Source organism: Anditalea andensis (assembly GCF_000714815.1).
Taxonomy (GTDB): domain Bacteria; phylum Bacteroidota; class Bacteroidia; order Cytophagales; family Cyclobacteriaceae; genus Anditalea; species Anditalea andensis.
Window position 1 is genome coordinate 662,619 of record NZ_JMIH01000014.1, and the last position, 18,000, is coordinate 680,618.

15 protein-coding genes are annotated in these 18,000 nt (G+C 41.3%); 2 read left to right on the forward strand and 13 right to left on the reverse strand.

All coding sequences use genetic code 11. From position 1 onward, the window contains the following. Positions 1-37: 37 nt before the first annotated feature. Positions 38-1,063, reverse strand: coding sequence for a DUF481 domain-containing protein (locus tag EL17_RS06535; protein WP_035071625.1), 1,026 nt, complete (start codon positions 1,061-1,063; stop codon positions 38-40). A gap of 140 nt (positions 1,064-1,203) precedes the next feature. Between EL17_RS06535 and EL17_RS06540 the strand changes: the two genes are divergently transcribed. After that, complete coding sequence (locus tag EL17_RS06540) at positions 1,204-2,496, forward strand: amidohydrolase (RefSeq protein ID WP_035071627.1); 1,293 nt, start codon at positions 1,204-1,206, stop codon at positions 2,494-2,496. 756 nt (positions 2,497-3,252) lie between these two features. On the opposite strand, the gene EL17_RS06545 is transcribed toward EL17_RS06540, so the two are convergent. The 3 genes from EL17_RS06545 to EL17_RS06555 form a co-directional block, all read right to left on the reverse strand. Next, entirely contained in the window at positions 3,253-3,900 is a 648-nt protein-coding gene (locus EL17_RS06545) for an SDR family oxidoreductase (protein WP_035071629.1), read from the reverse strand. Positions 3,901-3,990: 90 nt separating this feature from the next. Then, the gene (locus tag EL17_RS06550; protein ID WP_035071631.1) at positions 3,991-4,818 is read right to left on the reverse strand and encodes a purine-nucleoside phosphorylase; all 828 of its coding nucleotides are present in this window, start codon (positions 4,816-4,818) and stop codon (positions 3,991-3,993) included. Positions 4,819-4,826: 8 nt separating this feature from the next. Beyond that, on the reverse strand, positions 4,827-5,657 hold the full coding sequence (locus EL17_RS06555; protein ID WP_035071633.1) for a purine-nucleoside phosphorylase: 831 nt from the start codon (positions 5,655-5,657) through the stop codon (positions 4,827-4,829). A gap of 295 nt (positions 5,658-5,952) precedes the next feature. Between EL17_RS06555 and EL17_RS06560 the strand changes: the two genes are divergently transcribed. Then, positions 5,953-6,477 carry an NADPH-dependent FMN reductase gene (locus EL17_RS06560; protein ID WP_035071635.1) on the forward strand — a complete coding sequence of 175 codons (525 nt, stop codon included), beginning with the start codon at positions 5,953-5,955 and terminating at the stop codon, positions 6,475-6,477. On the opposite strand, the gene ftsZ is transcribed toward EL17_RS06560, so the two are convergent. The 9 genes from ftsZ to EL17_RS06605 all read right to left on the reverse strand — a co-directional run bounded on the left by ftsZ (position 6,478) and on the right by EL17_RS06605 (position 17,998). After that, positions 6,478-8,094: a cell division protein FtsZ gene (gene ftsZ / locus EL17_RS06565; protein ID WP_035072136.1), complete on the reverse strand. Its 1,617-nt coding sequence runs from the start codon at positions 8,092-8,094 to the stop codon at positions 6,478-6,480. 124 nt (positions 8,095-8,218) lie between these two features. Next, positions 8,219-9,532 (reverse strand): cell division protein FtsA, encoded by a 1,314-nt coding sequence (ftsA, locus tag EL17_RS06570; RefSeq protein WP_035071638.1) that lies wholly within the window; start codon positions 9,530-9,532, stop codon positions 8,219-8,221. 11 nt (positions 9,533-9,543) lie between these two features. Next, complete coding sequence (locus tag EL17_RS06575; RefSeq protein WP_035071640.1) at positions 9,544-10,308, reverse strand: cell division protein FtsQ/DivIB; 765 nt, start codon at positions 10,306-10,308, stop codon at positions 9,544-9,546. After that, entirely contained in the window at positions 10,298-11,698 is a 1,401-nt protein-coding gene (murC, locus tag EL17_RS06580) for a UDP-N-acetylmuramate--L-alanine ligase (protein WP_035071642.1), read from the reverse strand. The genes EL17_RS06575 and murC overlap by 11 nt, the downstream gene beginning before the upstream one ends. Continuing rightward, positions 11,695-12,807 carry an undecaprenyldiphospho-muramoylpentapeptide beta-N-acetylglucosaminyltransferase gene (gene murG / locus EL17_RS06585; protein ID WP_084166123.1) on the reverse strand — a complete coding sequence of 371 codons (1,113 nt, stop codon included), beginning with the start codon at positions 12,805-12,807 and terminating at the stop codon, positions 11,695-11,697. The genes murC and murG overlap by 4 nt, the downstream gene beginning before the upstream one ends. Then, entirely contained in the window at positions 12,807-13,970 is a 1,164-nt protein-coding gene (locus EL17_RS06590; protein WP_035071644.1) for an FtsW/RodA/SpoVE family cell cycle protein, read from the reverse strand. Before EL17_RS06590 ends, murG begins: the two co-directional genes overlap by 1 nt. Position 13,971: 1 nt before the next feature. Beyond that, entirely contained in the window at positions 13,972-15,324 is a 1,353-nt protein-coding gene (murD, locus tag EL17_RS06595) for a UDP-N-acetylmuramoyl-L-alanine--D-glutamate ligase (RefSeq protein WP_035071646.1), read from the reverse strand. Then, positions 15,321-16,532 (reverse strand): phospho-N-acetylmuramoyl-pentapeptide-transferase, encoded by a 1,212-nt coding sequence (gene mraY, locus EL17_RS06600; RefSeq protein ID WP_035071649.1) that lies wholly within the window; start codon positions 16,530-16,532, stop codon positions 15,321-15,323. The genes murD and mraY overlap by 4 nt, the downstream gene beginning before the upstream one ends. Then, positions 16,532-17,998 (reverse strand): UDP-N-acetylmuramoyl-L-alanyl-D-glutamate--2,6-diaminopimelate ligase, encoded by a 1,467-nt coding sequence (locus EL17_RS06605; RefSeq protein ID WP_035071652.1) that lies wholly within the window; start codon positions 17,996-17,998, stop codon positions 16,532-16,534. The genes mraY and EL17_RS06605 overlap by 1 nt, the downstream gene beginning before the upstream one ends. Between the last annotated feature and the right edge of the window lie 2 nt (positions 17,999-18,000).

The window sequence follows — 18,000 nt, forward strand, 5'->3', positions numbered from 1 at the left end:
CAGTTAGCTAAACAAAGCTCAGTACCATTTCAATTTTTTAAAAATTAAAACCCAGTTCCAACACCAACCCATAGTCATATCTGGAGGTAAGATCCTCGGGGGATCTACTGTCAAAGTTATTATAATAATTTACGCTGATATCAAAGTTTTTAAATACATTCCATGCTAAACGGGTAGATCCATCCACCCTAAACCTGCCCATTTGAGATATGCCTGTAAACAAGGCCTGAGTAGTGGTAAAATTTATCTCCGGTTGACTTAATTTAAAAAAAGTGAATTCAAATATTAACGGAGCTTCGAATAGATACCTATTCCTTAATCCTGAAACACTTACCTCATTATTGATCATCACGCCAGTCACTACCCGTCCTATTACCCGTTTATGCTGTAATACATAAAACCCAGCTCCTGCGCCTTGCTGAAACCGTCTGGCGATTCCAAGCTGTAACATCCGCTGGTAGTTGGCCATCATCACTGCCTGCCAACTCGGGGAAAGATAATAATTGGCGGTAAAGGTGATGTTTTCCCGGTCCCTACTTATTTGACCCTCTTCCTGGATATATAATAAATATCCGGACAAATCCATCTCAAGCCGTTCAGTATCATAATCCAATTCTATATCGCTGTTATATATTCCCAGATTATCAAATCTGGATAACCTTAAACCTGCGGATACCTTACCCTCTACCCTTTCAAAAAAAGATTCATGGAGCAAGTTTACCTCACTTATATTCCGTAGGGCAATGTCCAGTTCTCCGGAAGCAGATGAGATCTTTACCCTGCCTTCATCTTCGTGGCGCTCAAAATTACCAATTAAAAAATCTCTATTCGCTGTCTGTATCCTGTAGCCAAATCCCGAAGTTTTTAGGGATACCACTTTATTTAAATCTACGTCTATACTCCCTACATCATTTAGATCAAATATAATATGTCCACGTCGGATTCTTTCAAGTTTACCAGCCAGGGGAGGCTGATTTTTGAGATATAGGGTATCATAATCCTGAGCTGAAACAGCATGAAAAGAAACAATAAAAACAGCAATCAACCCAATAAAAATTTTCATTTAAACCTAATATGTTACCTTTTAACTTTAATGATTAAATTTAGTCATATGATCTATGGTCATAAAGAAGTAAGTAATTGACTTATCATTTTACTTTCGTATTTTTAAATCTAACAAATTCCCTACATTTAAATATATATATGAAAAAGATCTTTACAGCAATAATGTTTATATCAGGCCTGGCTTATGGACAAACAAATTTAAAACCACGAGTAAATGACCACGCCCAGTCCATTGAACAAAAAGTCATAGATTGGAGGCGGGATTTTCACCAAAATCCGGAACTGGGCAATCAGGAATATAGAACCGCTAAAATAGTATCTGAACATCTCCGGTCTTTGGGTATGGATGTGCAGGAACAGGTGGCTGTGACCGGGGTGGTAGGCATATTAAAGGGTGGAAAGCCAGGACCAACTGTAGCTTTAAGAGCAGACATGGATGCTTTACCGGTGACAGAAAGAACTGATGTACCATTTAAGTCCACCGTTACTACGGAATATAACGGTCAGCATATAGGTGTCATGCATGCCTGTGGACATGACACCCATGTGGCAATTTTAATGGGAGTAGCGGAAGTGCTTACATCTATGAAAGCAGATTTAGCGGGAACTGTTAAATTCATCTTTCAGCCTGCAGAGGAAGGGATACATGAAGAAGGGGTAGATTCATGGGGTGCTAAACTCATGGTAGAAGAAGGTGTTATGGAAGGTGTAGACGCTATATTTGGACTTCATATCAACAGTGCCACTGAAGTCGGGACATTCAAATACAGATCTGGACCTGCTATGGCTGCTGTGGATAACCTTAAGATCACCGTAAATGGAAGACAGGCCCACGGCGCTGCACCATGGGCTTCTGTAGACCCGATAGTAACTTCAGCTCAGATCATAACAGGGCTGCAGACCATCCTGAGTAGAAGCGTAAATATCACAGAAAACCCCGCAGTAGTTACAATCGGAGCTATAAATGGTGGTGTCAGGCAAAACATTATCCCCGAAAAAGTAGAAATGATAGGAACGGTCAGAACTTTTGGAGAGCCTCAGCAGGATCTGGTTCACAATAGAATCACAGCAGTGGCTACCAAAATAGCCGAAAGTGCTGGAGCCACCGCAGAAGTGGCAATACAAAAAATGTATCCTTCTACCATAAATGATCCAGAATTGACTGAAAGGATGATTAAAACTCTCAATGAAGTCGCTGGTTCCGAAAATGCTTTAAGTCATGATCCCATTACTGGGGCCGAGGATTTTAGTTATTTCCAAAGGGAGGCACCGGGGCTGTTTATTTTTCTGGGAGGAATGCCTAAAGGTGCAGATCCCAACCAAGTGGCCAGCCATCATACACCAGACCTTTATCTTGACGAGGGAGGGTTTGTACTGGGCATGAAAATATTAAGCCATCTTACACTGGATTTTTTTGAAGGTGAAAAATAAAATCTGGTAGGAGACACGGGGGTTATTTCCCGTTTCGACCTACCCCTCCATGTACGAACCGTTCGGTAATCTGGCGTTGCTTGCTTTACCCATTCTTTAAGAATGGGTGGTGCTTGTTTTAAGTTATTTAATTTAGTAATGTCCCAATTATCTATCATTCAGTTTACGCTCCAATCTTCTGAAAAGGAGCCTTCAGTGGAGCTTCAAACTGATAACAGTCAATAAGTGTCGGACTTAATGTTCGGCCTTTCTTTATTTTGTAAGTCCTCCCCTTTTGTGGCTCGTTTCCTCCTGTGGTAAATCCAATAACTTTCATTCTCTGCAATCCTATCATTTACATTCCAAAGCCTAAGTAATCCTTGGACTAAGACTCGAGGGCAATCTCATCCCATAGTATGTACCTGATAATATCCGTGTTTCTCGGGTAAATACTTTGACCCCAGCTTCCTTCAAATTCCACCTCACGATGGAAAACTTTGCTATTGGCTAGCGGTTACTAACCCTACTTGCAATGTTTAGTTATAACCATGCAAGACACACCAGCATAAACAAAGAGGCTGTCTTATAATTTAATCCAAGTGCCTGAGATTTGGCTATATGAAATTTGAGTCAGATACGCTCCCAAATAAAACAGAGGCTGTCCCTACTTTTGAGTCAGCCTCTGTTTTTATGGTTTATGTGTATAAAACATAGTATCAAGTAAGATGAGACCTGATTCCACATGGCACTCATCTCTGACATCCATCCTTCTGGATTCTACACCTGCCTCAAATGCTCAATGGCATTCTGTATGTCTTCTTCACCGGATACTATTTCAAATGTTAAACCCGTACCATAATCCCGATCTAAGCTAGCAATTAGGGTTTTGGCTACATCAGCCCTGGGTATTTGTCCTTCACCTTCCAATTTATAGGCAGCTTTTATTTTCCCATTTCCTTCATCGTCTGTAAGGGCTCCTGCACGAACGATGGCATAGGGAACGCCACTCTTTTTAAGATACTCATCAGCTTCACTTTTAGCTGCCAGATAAAAGAGCATTTTCGATTCAGGGTCCGGATCTTCTGTCCCTCGGGCGCTGAGCATTACATATTTCTTTATTTCATATTCTTTGGCTAAATCTATACTTTTTTCAGCTCCTTCTTTATCTACTTTTTCAGTTTTGTCTTTTCCTGTGGAGGATCCGGATCCAGCTACAAAAACCACTTTATCTACTGCTTCGAAACAATCGGAAATATCGCCTTCGAGATCACCTATTCTTGTTTGTACACCTAATTCTTCAAAATATCCCCGCTGATCCTCATTACGAATCATAGCTATTGGAATATAATTTGAACTATCTTTAAGTTGGGTGGCTACTATTCTTCCTGTGGCACCATTGGCACCTATTATCAAAACTTTTTCCATTGGTTGGTTTTTAACTTTGCTATACCTGCAAAGATTGACAAGAAATATGCCACTGCTTAATTAATAGCAAACTACCTGACAGTAACATTGCTAATTACCCTTAAGAATGTTTTCTATCAACAGGCTCATCGCAGTTTCAGCTTTCTTGGCAGCTTCCACCACATTATCATGGGTAAATATTACATTGTCATTAGGTGAGCATAGGTTAGTAATGGCACTGACAGCAAATACCTTCAGATCCATATGACGGGCAACTATTACTTCAGGTACAGTACTCATCCCTACTGCATCTGCCCCTACGGTATGTAAATAATGTATTTCCGCTTTTGTTTCCAATTTGGGACCCAGTATCCCCAAATACACACCTTGGTGAATGGATAGTCCAAGAGATTTACCCATATTCATAGCTTTATCTACCAGATCGAGCGTATAAGGTTCACTCATGTCGGGAAACCTTACCCCCAGCCGATCATCATTTGGACCACGGAGTGGATTCTCAGGGAATTTATCTATATGATCATTGATCACCATCAGGTCGCCTACACGGTAATCCGGATTAATACCCCCTGCAGCATTGGACACAATAAGCAAACTGATGCCCAGCAGCTTGAGGATTCTTACAGGCAAAGTGACTTCTTTCATAGAATAACCTTCATAAAAATGGAATCGACCACTCATAGCCACAATAGCTTTTCCCTGGAAAGTGCCAAATACAAATTTTCCTGAATGTCCTTCTACTGTGGTAGTAGGAAAAAAAGGGATATCACTATATGAAATCTCATTAGTTACGCTGATTCGGTCGGTAAAATTCCCTAATCCTGAACCCAAAATAATACCCACTTCCGGAATGACTGCAGTCTGCTGCCGAATATAGGAAAGAGCACTATCGATCTTAGAGAAATAATCTGATGCTTCCATTATACCTATTACAATTTACTGATTAACTTTTTGATAATCAATGACATATTTGGTTCTGCTATAGCTGCAGCCGCCAAAACTTCGGCTATACTCACTTTTTTAATGTTTCCCGGTGAACATAGGTCTGTTATAGCAGATATAGCAAAAACAGGAAGATTCATGTGCCTGGCCACGATAACTTCAGGGACAGTGCTCATACCCACCGTATCAGCACCTATAATACGGAGGTAGTTATATTCGGCTCTGGTTTCTAAATTTGGACCCTGAACACCTGCATAAGAACCTTCATGGGCAATAATATCATGGCCTTTTGCTATTTCCCTAGCAGCCTCAATCAATCCCAGATCATAAGGCTCACTCATATCCGGAAATCTTACACCCAGTTCATCCATATTTTTTCCCCGGAGTGGATTTTCTGGAAAAAGATCAATATGGTCATTGATAATCATCACTTCACCGATTTTATAGCTCGGGTTTAAACCTCCGGCTGCGTTGGAAACACAGAGAACTTCCACCCCTAAGTGTTTCATTACCCTTACAGGTAGGGTTACTTCTCTCATGTCATATCCCTCATAATAATGAAACCGGCCTTTCATTGCCACTACATGCTTTCCTTCAATTTCTCCAAAAATTAACCTGCCTGTATGACTCTCCACTGTAGAAACCGGGAAATGTGGAATATCTTTATAATCTATCTCATGTAAGATGTGGATATCATCTATCAATTTCCCTAATCCTGTACCTAATATGATGCCTACCTGAGGCTTAAAGGATACCTGATCTTGAATATAGGATACTGCCTGAAGGATTTGATCCGAATAGCTGATATTAGTCTGCATTTATTATATTATATTAGAATGATACAAACCCAAAATTAACAGAAACTAAAGAATATTTGGGATATTACGCTTATTTTCCCAAATTAGAAACTTATTAAAGGTGATATATAAATAATTTTAAAACATTTCCATGGTCTCTTTTCTTACAGTATTTGTTAATAAAAGAAATTAAAAGAGCCAATCCCTGTTAAAAAGATCATAGAATTATCCGTTGGATACCAGTTCAAAGTTTCAAAGAGATCTATTATTGGAAACAGTTTTAATGGCGAATGTCTAATACAAGCACTATAAGTATATGATCAAAATCATAGTAGGTACCAACAGACCTGATTCAATTTCAAAAAAAATCGCTCTCCAGTATCAGAATATACTCACCTCATTGGACCGGCAGTCTGAGATTATAGATCTTCTAGAGTTACCCGATGATTTTTTGTTTACTGCTTTATATGAATGCAATGGAAAGAATGAAGCATACAACACCATTCATAATAAAGTAAAAGAGGGTGAAAAATATGTTTTTATCGTACCAGAGTATAACGGCTCTTTTCCCGGTATATTAAAAGCTTTTATCGATGGGATGAATTACCCCAACTCTTTTCGGAATAAAAAATGTGCACTGGTAGGCATAAGTTCAGGAATAGGCGGGGGTGGCATCGCATTGAGCCACCTTACCGACATCTTCCATTATCTGGGAATGCATGTATTAGCCAATAAGCCAAAACTTGCGAAAATTGAGGAAAATATGTCTGATCATCTGCTCACCAACAGATTCTATATCGACTTACTGCACTCCCAAGCGGCAATGTTGATCGATTTTTAATCAATCAACATTGTCATGTAGAAACCTATTATTTCCCAAGATTTCGTTATCATCATTTAAGTTATACTTAGATATATTCTGCTCAGAACTATGCTGGATATCCTGTAACTTTATGTTTTTTCTCAGATAGGCCGGCGTATCCAGTTTTTCTTTAAACTCTTCTGGAGTCTGGTTTACTGACCTCATCTGGCTTAATCTTTCAAATCTTTCATGAGCACGTTTGATGGCCTTTTGCTTATATTGCTCATAATGATCATGAGTAAAAGCCCCGTTGGTATTTTCCTCTTTTCTGTTTTCCGGCTCTCGCTCTCTCTGCTTTGGTTGATCATAAGAAAGCCTTTCCTGCTTGGGCTCTGGCTTTACAAACTCAAAGTTAGTTTCATCCTCATCATCAAGGGTATAGTATCTTTTTTCCTGCTGAGGTTCAGGTTTTCTCACAGGTTCTGGAGTAGGCTTGGTATGTTCCATTTTTTCTTTCGGAGCATAGGGCATTCCAGAACTGGGAAAGGAGAAAGTAAAGGTCTGTCCTGGAGAAGACACTTCTTCCTCTACTTTAGAGGTTTTTCCTGATTCCAAGTCGATAACCTTCTTGGTAGTAGATTCCTCATGTCTTGAATTGATCTCGTCTTTTTGGTCTTTTGTGAGAGAATCGGCTTCAAAACCAGTAGCGATCACTGTCACCCTGATGGCTTTCTTTAAATCCTGATCTATGCCTTGGCCGAAAATAACTTCCGCTTCTTCTCCGGCCCTTTCCTGAATAAATTCAGTGATCTCACTAAGTTCGTCCATAGAAAGCTCCTCTTCCTCACCTGACATGATGGATAAAAGAATCTTTTGAGCCCCTCTAATATCTACATTATTAAGCAATGGAGAAGCAATAGCCTTCTCAGCGGCTTTAATCGCTCTTTCTTTTCCTTCTTCGGTAGCGGAACCCATTACTGCTGCACCGGCATTGAACATGACAGTTTTGACATCTTCAAAATCCACGTTTACATCTTGGTGTACCGTAATGATCTCTGCGATAGATTTGGCTGCTGTAGAGAGAATATTATCTGCCTTGCCAAAAGCCTGTCTGATAGCAAGGTTGCCATATACCTCTCTCAGTTTATCGTTAAGAATTACTAACACTGTATCACAACTAGCCCTAAGGGCTTCTATACCCAGTTGGGCAGCCTGCATTTTCTTACGGCCTTCGAATACAAATGGAGCCGTCACTATACCTACCGTTAGGATGTCCATCTCCTTGGCTATCTTTGCGATCACCGGAGCCGCACCAGTACCGGTGCCCCCACCCATACCGGCGGTGATGAATACCATTTTAGTATTATCCGATAATAATTCACGTATTTCTTCCTTTGTTTCTATGGCTGCATTTCTTCCCTTTTCAGGATTTGCCCCTGCTCCGAGCCCCTCTGTGAGGTTGGCACCCAACTGAAGCTTCAGTGGGACGGGGCTGCTTTTCAATGCCTGGGCATCGGTATTTACAACCACAAACTCTACATCCTTTATTCCTTGGTTAAACATATGGTTGACGGCATTAGAGCCACCTCCTCCTACGCCTATCACCTTAATGATAGATTTATTGTTTTTTGGAAGATCAAATCTGTAATCTTTCATAGTATCTGACATTTTTTCCTCGTTTTGGTGAACTTTATTCTTAATTGTGTGTGTCTATTTTAAGGTATGGCTAATGGGAGGGAAACTTAAAGTATTACCATAAGCTTCCCCTATTAATTAAGCCCTAGTAATTATTTTCGTCTCCTATATCATCGGTAATGAAGTTCTTCAACCTGTCTCGTATTGAGCCAAATATATCCTTTGACTGCTCAACTCGGTTCCTTTGCGGGTTTTTAGCTTCTACCGGTAGTGCTTTTCTTTGCCTATATAGATCTTCCCTATCATCCAGAGCTTTAAAGCCTGCTAAAACCAAACCTACAGTGGTGGCATACATGGGGCTCTTCACTTCTTCTATTTTTGATTTTCCCAGGTGCTCATTAGGATAGCCTATTCTGGTATCCAGTCCAGTCATATATTCGAAAAGCTGGCTGACACCCTGCAGCTGTGACCCTCCTCCAGTAAGTACAATACCGCCGGCTAGCTTTTTATAAAGTCCACTGGCCACAATTTCTGACTGTACCATTTCAATTATTTCTTCCATTCTGGCTTCTATGATAGAAGCTAGGTTTTTGATAGAGATCTCTTTGGCAGGTCTGTTTCGCAGGCCTGGTATGGATACGATTTCATTAGGATTGGCATCTTCTGCTATGGCTCTGCCAAACTTGGTTTTAAGCAGCTCTGCCTGAGTCTGCATGACCATACATCCTTCCTTGATATCAGTAGTAATAATATTTCCCCCAAACGGAATGACAGCCGTATGACGGATGATATTATCATAGAATATAGCTATATCTGTGGTACCACCTCCGATATCCACCAGACAGACGCCGGCTTCTTTATCCATATCACTTAAGACTGAAAGTGAACTTGCCAGTGGTTCCAGGATCAGATCCTTAGAGATAAGCTCTGCTCTTTTTACGCATCTATTGATATTATTGATAGCAGTAGTCTGTGCTGTGATGATATGAAAATCAGCTTCCAGCTTAGCACCTGACATACCCACAGGATCTTTGATCCCATCTTCATAATCTACGGTATAATCCTGTGGCATCACATGTATGATAGTATTGCCCGGAGGCACCACTATATTTTCCATATCATTGGAAAGTCTTCTGACGTCCTCTACGGTAATCTCATCATCTTTAGTGTTTCTGATGATCACACCATGATGGATAGCACTCCTGATATGCTGGCCAGCTATGCCGACAATGACTTCTCCGATATCCACCTCAGCCATATCAGAAGCATCACCTACTGCTTTCTGAATAGCATTTACAGTTTTATCTATATTGGTAACGATCCCACGTATGACGCCTTCAGAAACAGCTTTGCCCATACCCAGAACTTCCAGCTTTCCAAATTCATTTTTACGCCCGATTATGGCGCAGATCTTGGTCGTACCAATGTCCAGTCCTACTACTAGTTTGTCATTTTCCATAGCTATATCAATTATTCACAAATAATCTGGTCCTTATATTTTACGTTTACCTTACTATAGGTATTCCATCCTTTTTCAGGCAATATTTCATTATATAATATTTCTACTTTTTTAAACTTTTCTTCCAGTTCCACCGGCTTACCAAACTCAATTATCTGTCTGCCCACTTGCTGATGCAGCCATATATTGCCTTTTCGGTCTATCTCCATAGATGCAATCTGGGCTCCCCAAAACTTATGATTGGAGATATAGGTGATCATGTCCAAAAGATCCTGATGGCTTTCTGACAGATCTTTGCTTTCCAAAATGACTTCTGCCCCTGGACCTTCTATGATCAACACCCTGGATGTATATACTGGAGAGGTGGGCAAAATCTTGCCTTCACTCGATACATACCCGTCTGCCGCCATAGGCCTAGCTACCCTCGCTATGGGTTTATGCTGGTCTATCTTTACCAGTATTTTACCTTTAAGGTCCCTAAATGCCTCAGCTCTTTTTACAAAAGGATGCTTCTCTACCTTTTTCTCAATCTTAGCCAAATGGATATCCGACATGAATGTACCCTGTCTCAGTTCGGGGAATTCATTGTTCAGCCGAGCAATGACTTCTTGTTCTTCCACAAAGTAGACATCACTGATGCCTTTCACTATTACTTCTATACCGTTAAAAGTTTTAGTGCTTTCTGTCTTCTCCACAAAGGCAATAAAGCCTAGCAGTACTGCGGTCAGCACCGTGAAGATGATACTTTTTTTTATCCTCAAGCCTTTAATTCCCATACCCTTTAATCCATTTAGTGATCGGCTCTACCATTCTATCTATATCTCCTGCTCCGATAGTCACCAATACTTCAGGAGAAGCAGTTTCCAAATACGCCATTAAGTCTTCACGTTTTTGCACGGATTTCTTGACAGCGGTAATTTCCCCTAGCAGCATTGCTGCATTTACTCCTTCTATTGGCTTTTCCCGTGCAGGATAAATTTCCATCAGCACCACCTCATCCGCCAGTGAGAGACTGCTGGAAAATTCTCGGGCAAAGTCCCTAGTCCTGGTAAATAAGTGTGGCTGGAAAACCGCCGTCAGTTTCTTATCAGGATACATCGCTTTCACTGACCCCAAAAAAGCTTTGATCTCTTCCGGATGATGGGCATAATCATCTATATAAACCCTATCATGATGCTGATGCTTGATTTCAAATCTTCTCTTAACACCTTTATAACTATCTAGCCCGTCACGGATATCACTTTCTTTGATCCCGAGATCCAGCGCCACTGTTACTGCGGCAAGCGCATTTTCTACATTGTGAAAGCCAGGCACATGAATAGTAAGATCAGTAATGAACTGATCCTCTTTTACATAATCGAAGGCAAAAGATCTGATCCCTGAACGGATATTAGTGGCATGAATGGATGATGACGTTAAGCTATAACTTTCCACTCTAGAAAAGCCAAAATTGTTCCTATTTAAAGCCGAAAAGGCATTTTTTTGAATTAATAAATGCCCTTCAGGATGTATGAGGTCGATGAAGGCATTAAAGTTTCTGGTAAGCTCCTGATGGTCACCATATATATCCAGATGATCAGGATCCACAGATGTCACCACGGCTATATTTGGGTGCAGCTGAAGAAAAGACCTGTCGTATTCATCAGCCTCTACCACTACTATAGGGGCCTCATCCCTGCTTTCGTCATGTAGGATCAGATTGCTTTCATAATTCTGGGTGATACCACCCAGAAAAGCAGTAACATTCATCCCTGCCGACTTTAAGAGATGGGATATGATGGAAGAAGTAGAGGTTTTTCCATGGGTCCCTGCCACTGCTATGGTGAACATGTCTTTGGTAATACTTCCTAGGACCTCTGCCCGCTTTTTCAGCAGATACCCTTCACGTCTGAAATAGTCCAGCTGCACACTGTCAGCAGGCATAGCAGGTGTCCACACGATCAGTGTGTGGCTTTTATGACCTTTGACTTCTGTAGGGATAGTATCGAGAGTATCTTCATAATGAACGTATATACCTTCTTCCACTAACTGCTGAGTAAGCGGGGAAGGCGTTTTATCGTAACCTTTCACAGGTATACCCACATGGCCAAACCAGCGGGCAATGGCACTCATGCCGATCCCCCCGATCCCCAGAAAATATACGTTATGTAAGTTTTTTAAATTCATTTCATTATTTTTTCCAATGCCTTTACTATATCCAAGGCCGCTTCAGGCTTAGCCAATTTTTTTATGTTTTCACTTAATAGTTTCACTTCATCCTTATCATTAATCAAGTTTTCCAACGCCCTTCCCAAGGAGCCAATGGCTACATGATCAGCGATCATCAGTGCAGCCCGCTGAGATTCATAGGCCAATGCATTTTTGGTCTGATGGTCCTCTGCCACATTGGGAGATGGGATAAAAATCACAGGTTTACCCACTAGACTAAGTTCTGATACCGATAAGGCTCCAGCCCTGGATATCACCACATCTGCAGCTCCATATGCCAGATCCATGTGCGTGATAAATTCATGTACATGGATATGCTGTAAACCTGATTCCTTTACTGCTCGGGCCATCTCTTCTATATAGAACTTCCCCGCCTGCCAAAGCACCTGATATCCCAGTGCTTCTATTTTAGACATACATTGAAGTACGGATTCATTTATGGTTTTTGCACCGAGGCTTCCCCCCAGTATAAGTACTACCGGTTTCCCTTTTTGAAGGCCAAAATAAGCCATTGCTTTATCAGTCTTACCTTCCAGTGAAAGGATATCTTTTCTTACAGGATTGCCCGTATATATAATTTTATCAGCAGGAAAAAACCTGTCCATACCAGGATATGCCACACAGATGGCATCAGCTTTTTTTGCCAAAAGCTTATTGGTAATTCCTGCATAGCTGTTCTGCTCCTGTATCAGTGTAGGGATACCTTTTTGCTGGGCTACAAACAAAACTGGTCCACTGGCATACCCTCCTACGCCGATTACTATATCCGGCTTAAAATCATTGATCAAATCCCATGATTTCTTTAGGCTCCCCATAACTTTAAATGGAAAAGTCAAATTCTCCGCCGTAAGCTTTCGCTGAAGTCCCGCTATGTTTAGCCCTATTATCTTATACCCCGCTTCAGGCACTTTCTGCATTTCCATTTTTCCTTCGGCACCTACAAATAGAATTTCTGAAGATGGATATTTGGCCATCCATGCATTGGCTATGGCTATGGCTGGATATATATGCCCTCCAGTGCCGCCTCCTCCTATCATGATTCTATATGTATCTTTTTCCTTCATCATTATGCTACTTTTGCTAATTTTCGAGGCGCATTTCCTTCTACTGGAAAAGCGTCTTCATGATCACCACGGCTCACACTCAGGATAATGCCCAATGATATCCCCGTAAACAGCAGTGAAGTCCCTCCCATACTTAGTAGTGGTAAAGGCAAACCGGTAATAGGTCCAATACCCACTGCTACAGCCATATTTACCATGGCCTGTAAGACGAGCGCAAAACTCAGCCCAGCCGACAGCAGACCGCCAAAAGGCCTGTTAGAAATGGCGACTACCCGCATCCCTCTATAGAGAAGAGCCAAGTATAGGAAAAGGACCGTCGCACCTCCTATAAGACCATATTCTTCTATTATGATGGCAAATATGAAATCTGAATAAGGGTGGGGTAACCTGTTACGCTGCTCGCTGTTCCCTGGGCCTAACCCCACTACACCTCCATTGGCGATAGCGATATAAGATTGCTCAGCCTGATAAGGAACTTCTTCTCCAGATATAAAATTTTCAATCCTGGAAAAGAATGTACTTCCACGCTGTCCCAAGAATATAGCTGAAGTAAGAGCCAAGCTTCCTATCAGACATACCATCATGATAAATTTCATAGGAACCCTGCCAATGAACATCAGTAAAAGGCACGTAGAAAGCAGCAATACAGCTGTGGACATATTAGCCATGGCGATCAGCATGCATATAATCCCTATCCATATTATCACCGGTAAAAAGGTATTCTGAAAATCTTTGATATTTTTTTGCCTTTTGGCCAACATCCCCGCCACTGCAGCGATCAAAGCGAGTTTTGCCAAATCCGATGGTTGAAAAGCCTGATTGATCAAAGGGATGGTAAGCCACCTGCTGGCTTCATTTACATTGGAACCAAATAAATAGGTGATGGCCAATAATGGCACTGAAATCCACAAAGCTACCAGAGAAAGCTTAGCATAATATTTATATTGTACCTTATGTGCTGCCCACATGACGGCAAGGCTCAATAAGATCAGCGATGAATGTTTGATCAAATAAGTCTCTGTATTGCCACCCATCTTTTTATAGGCAAGGGTTCCGGTAGCAGAATACACCACCAGTATGCTCAAAATGGACAAAAGGATCACTATCCCCCAAATGATGGGGTCGCCTTTTAAATTATTGTCTATCCACTCCTTTAACTTTACCATCCTACTTTTCCTTTACCAGTCCATTCACAGCTCTTATAAACTGTTCGCCTCTGTCTACATAATTTTTAAAAAGGTCAAAACTGGAACATGCCGGTGAAAACAGCACCACATCTCCATTCTGAGCTTTTGCGCTTGCCATCTCTACTGCCTCGCTTACCTGCTGGGTCGTAGAAATGTCTGCTATTCTTCCATTAAAAGCAGCAGTTAATTTGTCACAATCCTTGCTCAGGCAGATCAGCGCTTTTATTCTGTTTTCTATCAGCGGGTATAATTGCGTATAATCATTCCCCTTGTCCACTCCCCCCGCAATCCATATTATTTTTCTTTCTCCGAAAGACGAAAGGGCATAGTATGTCGCATCCACATTGGTCCCCTTGCTGTCGTTAATATACAGTACACCATCTATTTCTGTTACTTTCTCCATCCTGTGAGGAGCGTTTTTGAATTCCTGAAGCCCCTTCTGAACCCCGTCTTTTCCAGCTCCAGCTATCATGGCAGCTGTCATTGCAGACATGACATTGATCATATTATGGTTTCCCCGCAGGGCTATGTCGTTACTGGCTATGCTGACAGTTTCTCCTCCATTTTTAACATGTACAGAAGTACCATCAAAATAGCTCCCGTTATCTACTATTCTTTTTAAGGAAACCTCATGAACCGATGGCAGTACACTGATTTCATTCAATCCTTTCCAGAGGTGCTCATCTTCTTTATAGAAAATGAAGTGATCCTCTGAATCCATGTTTTTAAGCAGGTGAAGTTTTGAAAACATGTATTTCTCAAATGAGTAATCATACCGGTCCAGATGGTCCGGAGTAATGTTTAAGATGATAGCCACGTGAGGCTTTATCGTCTTAAAGCCATCTATCTGAAAACTGCTAACTTCCAATACCCACCAGGCATGATCTCTTGATACCAGCTGACCTGCCCAGCTTTCTCCGATATTTCCCGCTAGGCCCACATCTAGTCCCGCCTCTACCATCAGCTGATAGGTTAGCAAAGTAGTGGTGGTTTTTCCATTAGTCCCTGTGATCGCTATGATCTTACCCTGCGTATACCGACTTGCAAACTCCAGTTCATCTATTATAGCAATCCCCTTCTGCTGGATAGCGACCACAACTTCGGCTGAATATGGAATCCCTGGACTTTTGATCACTTCTAGGCTATCAAAGATTTTTTCTAATGTATGTCCTCCTTCTTCATAGCCAATACCATTCTCTTCGAGCATACCTTTCCGGACCTCGTCGATACGGGAAGCCTCCGAAAGAAACACCTCAAACCCCTTCGCTTTGGCCAAAAGGGCAGCGCCTACTCCGCTTTCTCCTCCTCCTAGTATTGCTATTTTATTCATCATCTAAGCTTAAGTGTTGCTAAAGTCATGATGGCCAACAATATCCCCACTATCCAAAACCGGGTTACTATTTTAGCCTCTGGTATTCCTTTCATCTGATAATGATGATGTAGCGGAGACATCAAGAAGATTCTCCTGCCTTCACCAAACCGCTTTCTGGTATATTTAAAATAAGATACCTGAAGTATCACTGATACATTTTCTATCACGAAAATCCCGCATAGCATGGGGATCAATAGTTCTTTTCTCAAGGTCAAGGAAAGTACGGCTATCACCCCACCAAGCATCAAACTTCCTGTATCGCCCATAAATACCTGCGCCGGATAGGCATTATACCAAAGGAAGCCTACACATGCCCCTACGAATGCCGCGCAGAAGATTACCATCTCACCTGCATTTGGGATGAACATCACATTCAGGTAGGATGAGAATATCGCATTACCACTTATATAGGCAAAGATGGCTATAGCCAAACCTATAATGGCTGAGGTTCCTGCCGCCAGTCCATCTATACCATCCGTGATATTCGCAGCATTTGAACACGCTACAATAATGATTATTACAAATATTATATACAGATATGGCGTAAACTCTTCTCCCAAAAAGCCAAAGATATTCTCATAATTCAGCTCGTTCCCTTTTACAAATGGGATGGTTGTTTTTGCGGTCTTTATATCTTTGAAAGCTGGTGTCTCTACTACACCTTCCTCGATAGATACCGGAGTCTGAAATTCTCTCACTACCACATCCTCATGGAAAAAGAGCGTAGCTCCTACTATAATACCAATTCCTATCTGACCGACTATCTTAAACTTGCCCGCTAGCCCTTCTTTATTCTTTTTGAAAACTTTTATGTAATCATCTATAAAACCAATAGTACCTAGCCACACAGTAGTGATCAGTAATAGAATGACATACACATTATAGATATTAGCAAATAGCAAGGTAGGAATGACTATAGCTGCTATCAGCATGATGCCACCCATAGTTGGAGTTCCCTTTTTGGCCTTCTGGCCTTCCAGACCTAGGTCTCGGATACTCTCACCGATCTGCTTCCTTCTAATCCAATTTATTATATGATGACCAAAAGTAATCGTGATAATCAAAGAAAGTAATGCTGACATACCGGCACGAAAGGATATGTACCTGAAAACTCCCGTTCCAGGTATATCATAAACTACGTCGGCAAAATCAAATAAGTGGTAAAGCATTATTTATCGCTATGTAAAAGTTTTAATAATTCTTGTGCTACTCTGCGGTCATCAAAAGGTTTTTTAACACCCTTAATTTCCTGATAGGTCTCATGTCCTTTTCCTGCTATTAAAATAATATCCCCCTTTTCGGCAAACATAATAGCAGTTTTGATCGCTTCTTTCCTATCTTCCATTAATACAGCCTTCCGGTAACTTATAGGGTTTAATCCTGTCTCCATATCTTTAATGATGGCCATCGGCTCCTCATCCCGGGGATTATCAGATGTCAAAATGACCTTATCACTGTACTGGCAAGCTATATTGGCCATCAGTGGGCGCTTACCTTTATCCCTATTACCGCCGCATCCCACTACCGTAATGATTTTCTCTATCCCGCTTCTTACACCCTGAATGGTTTTAAGCACGTTTTCCAAAGCATCAGGCGTATGGGCATAATCTACTATGGTAGTGATTCCTTTATAAGTCTGCTGGTCAAACCTTCCCTGCGCACCCTTCACTTTGGAAAGCTGCATCAGTATTTCTTCTTCTTCACCACCTAAGAGTACACTGACCCCTAGCACGGCCAGAATATTGTATGCATTGAATTCCCCGATGATGCGAAACCATACCGACCTGTTATGGATATCCAATTCAAGACCCTGAAGCGTGTTGCTCAGAATCTTAGCTTTATAGTCAGCAGGATACTTAAGGCCAAATGAGTATTTACTAGCTTTGGTATTCTGAAGCATGACCAATCCTCTTTTATCATCCGCATTGACCAGAGCAAATGCATCCTGCGGCAACTCATCGAAAAGCTTCTTTTTAGCTTTTATATAGTCATCAAAGGTCCCGTGGTAGTCCAGATGATCATGCGAAATATTAGTAAAAACGGCACCCGCTATTTTTAACCCTGCCATGCGCTCCTGGATAATAGCATGGGAACTGGCCTCCATAAAGCAATGGGTACAACCCTCTTTTAGCATTTTTTTCAAAAGCCTATTTAAGGTAATTGCATCTGGGGTGGTATGGGTAGAAGGGATTACTTCGTCATTAATTTTATTTTCAACTGTAGAAAGCAATCCGCTTACATATCCCATTTCCATGAAAAGCTGGTGAAGAAGTGTAGCAGTGGTAGTCTTTCCATTTGTGCCCGTGACGGCCACTATTTTAATGTATTCAGAAGGATTGTCAAAGAAATTGGAAGCTAATATCCCTAGTGCTTTAGCTGGATTTGAAACCTGAACATAGGTGACTTTATCGCTAACTTTTTTCGGCATCGTTTCACATACAATCGCTACTGCCCCTCCTTCAACCGCCTGTTCGATATAATCATGTCCATCTACCTGTGTGCCTTTCACAGCAATGAATACACATCCTTTGGATACTTTTCTGCTATCAAAGACAACATCATTCACCTCCACTTCCATATCACCTATGGTAGCGGTCAATGAAACTTTATATAATATGTCTTTTAACTCCTTCATTT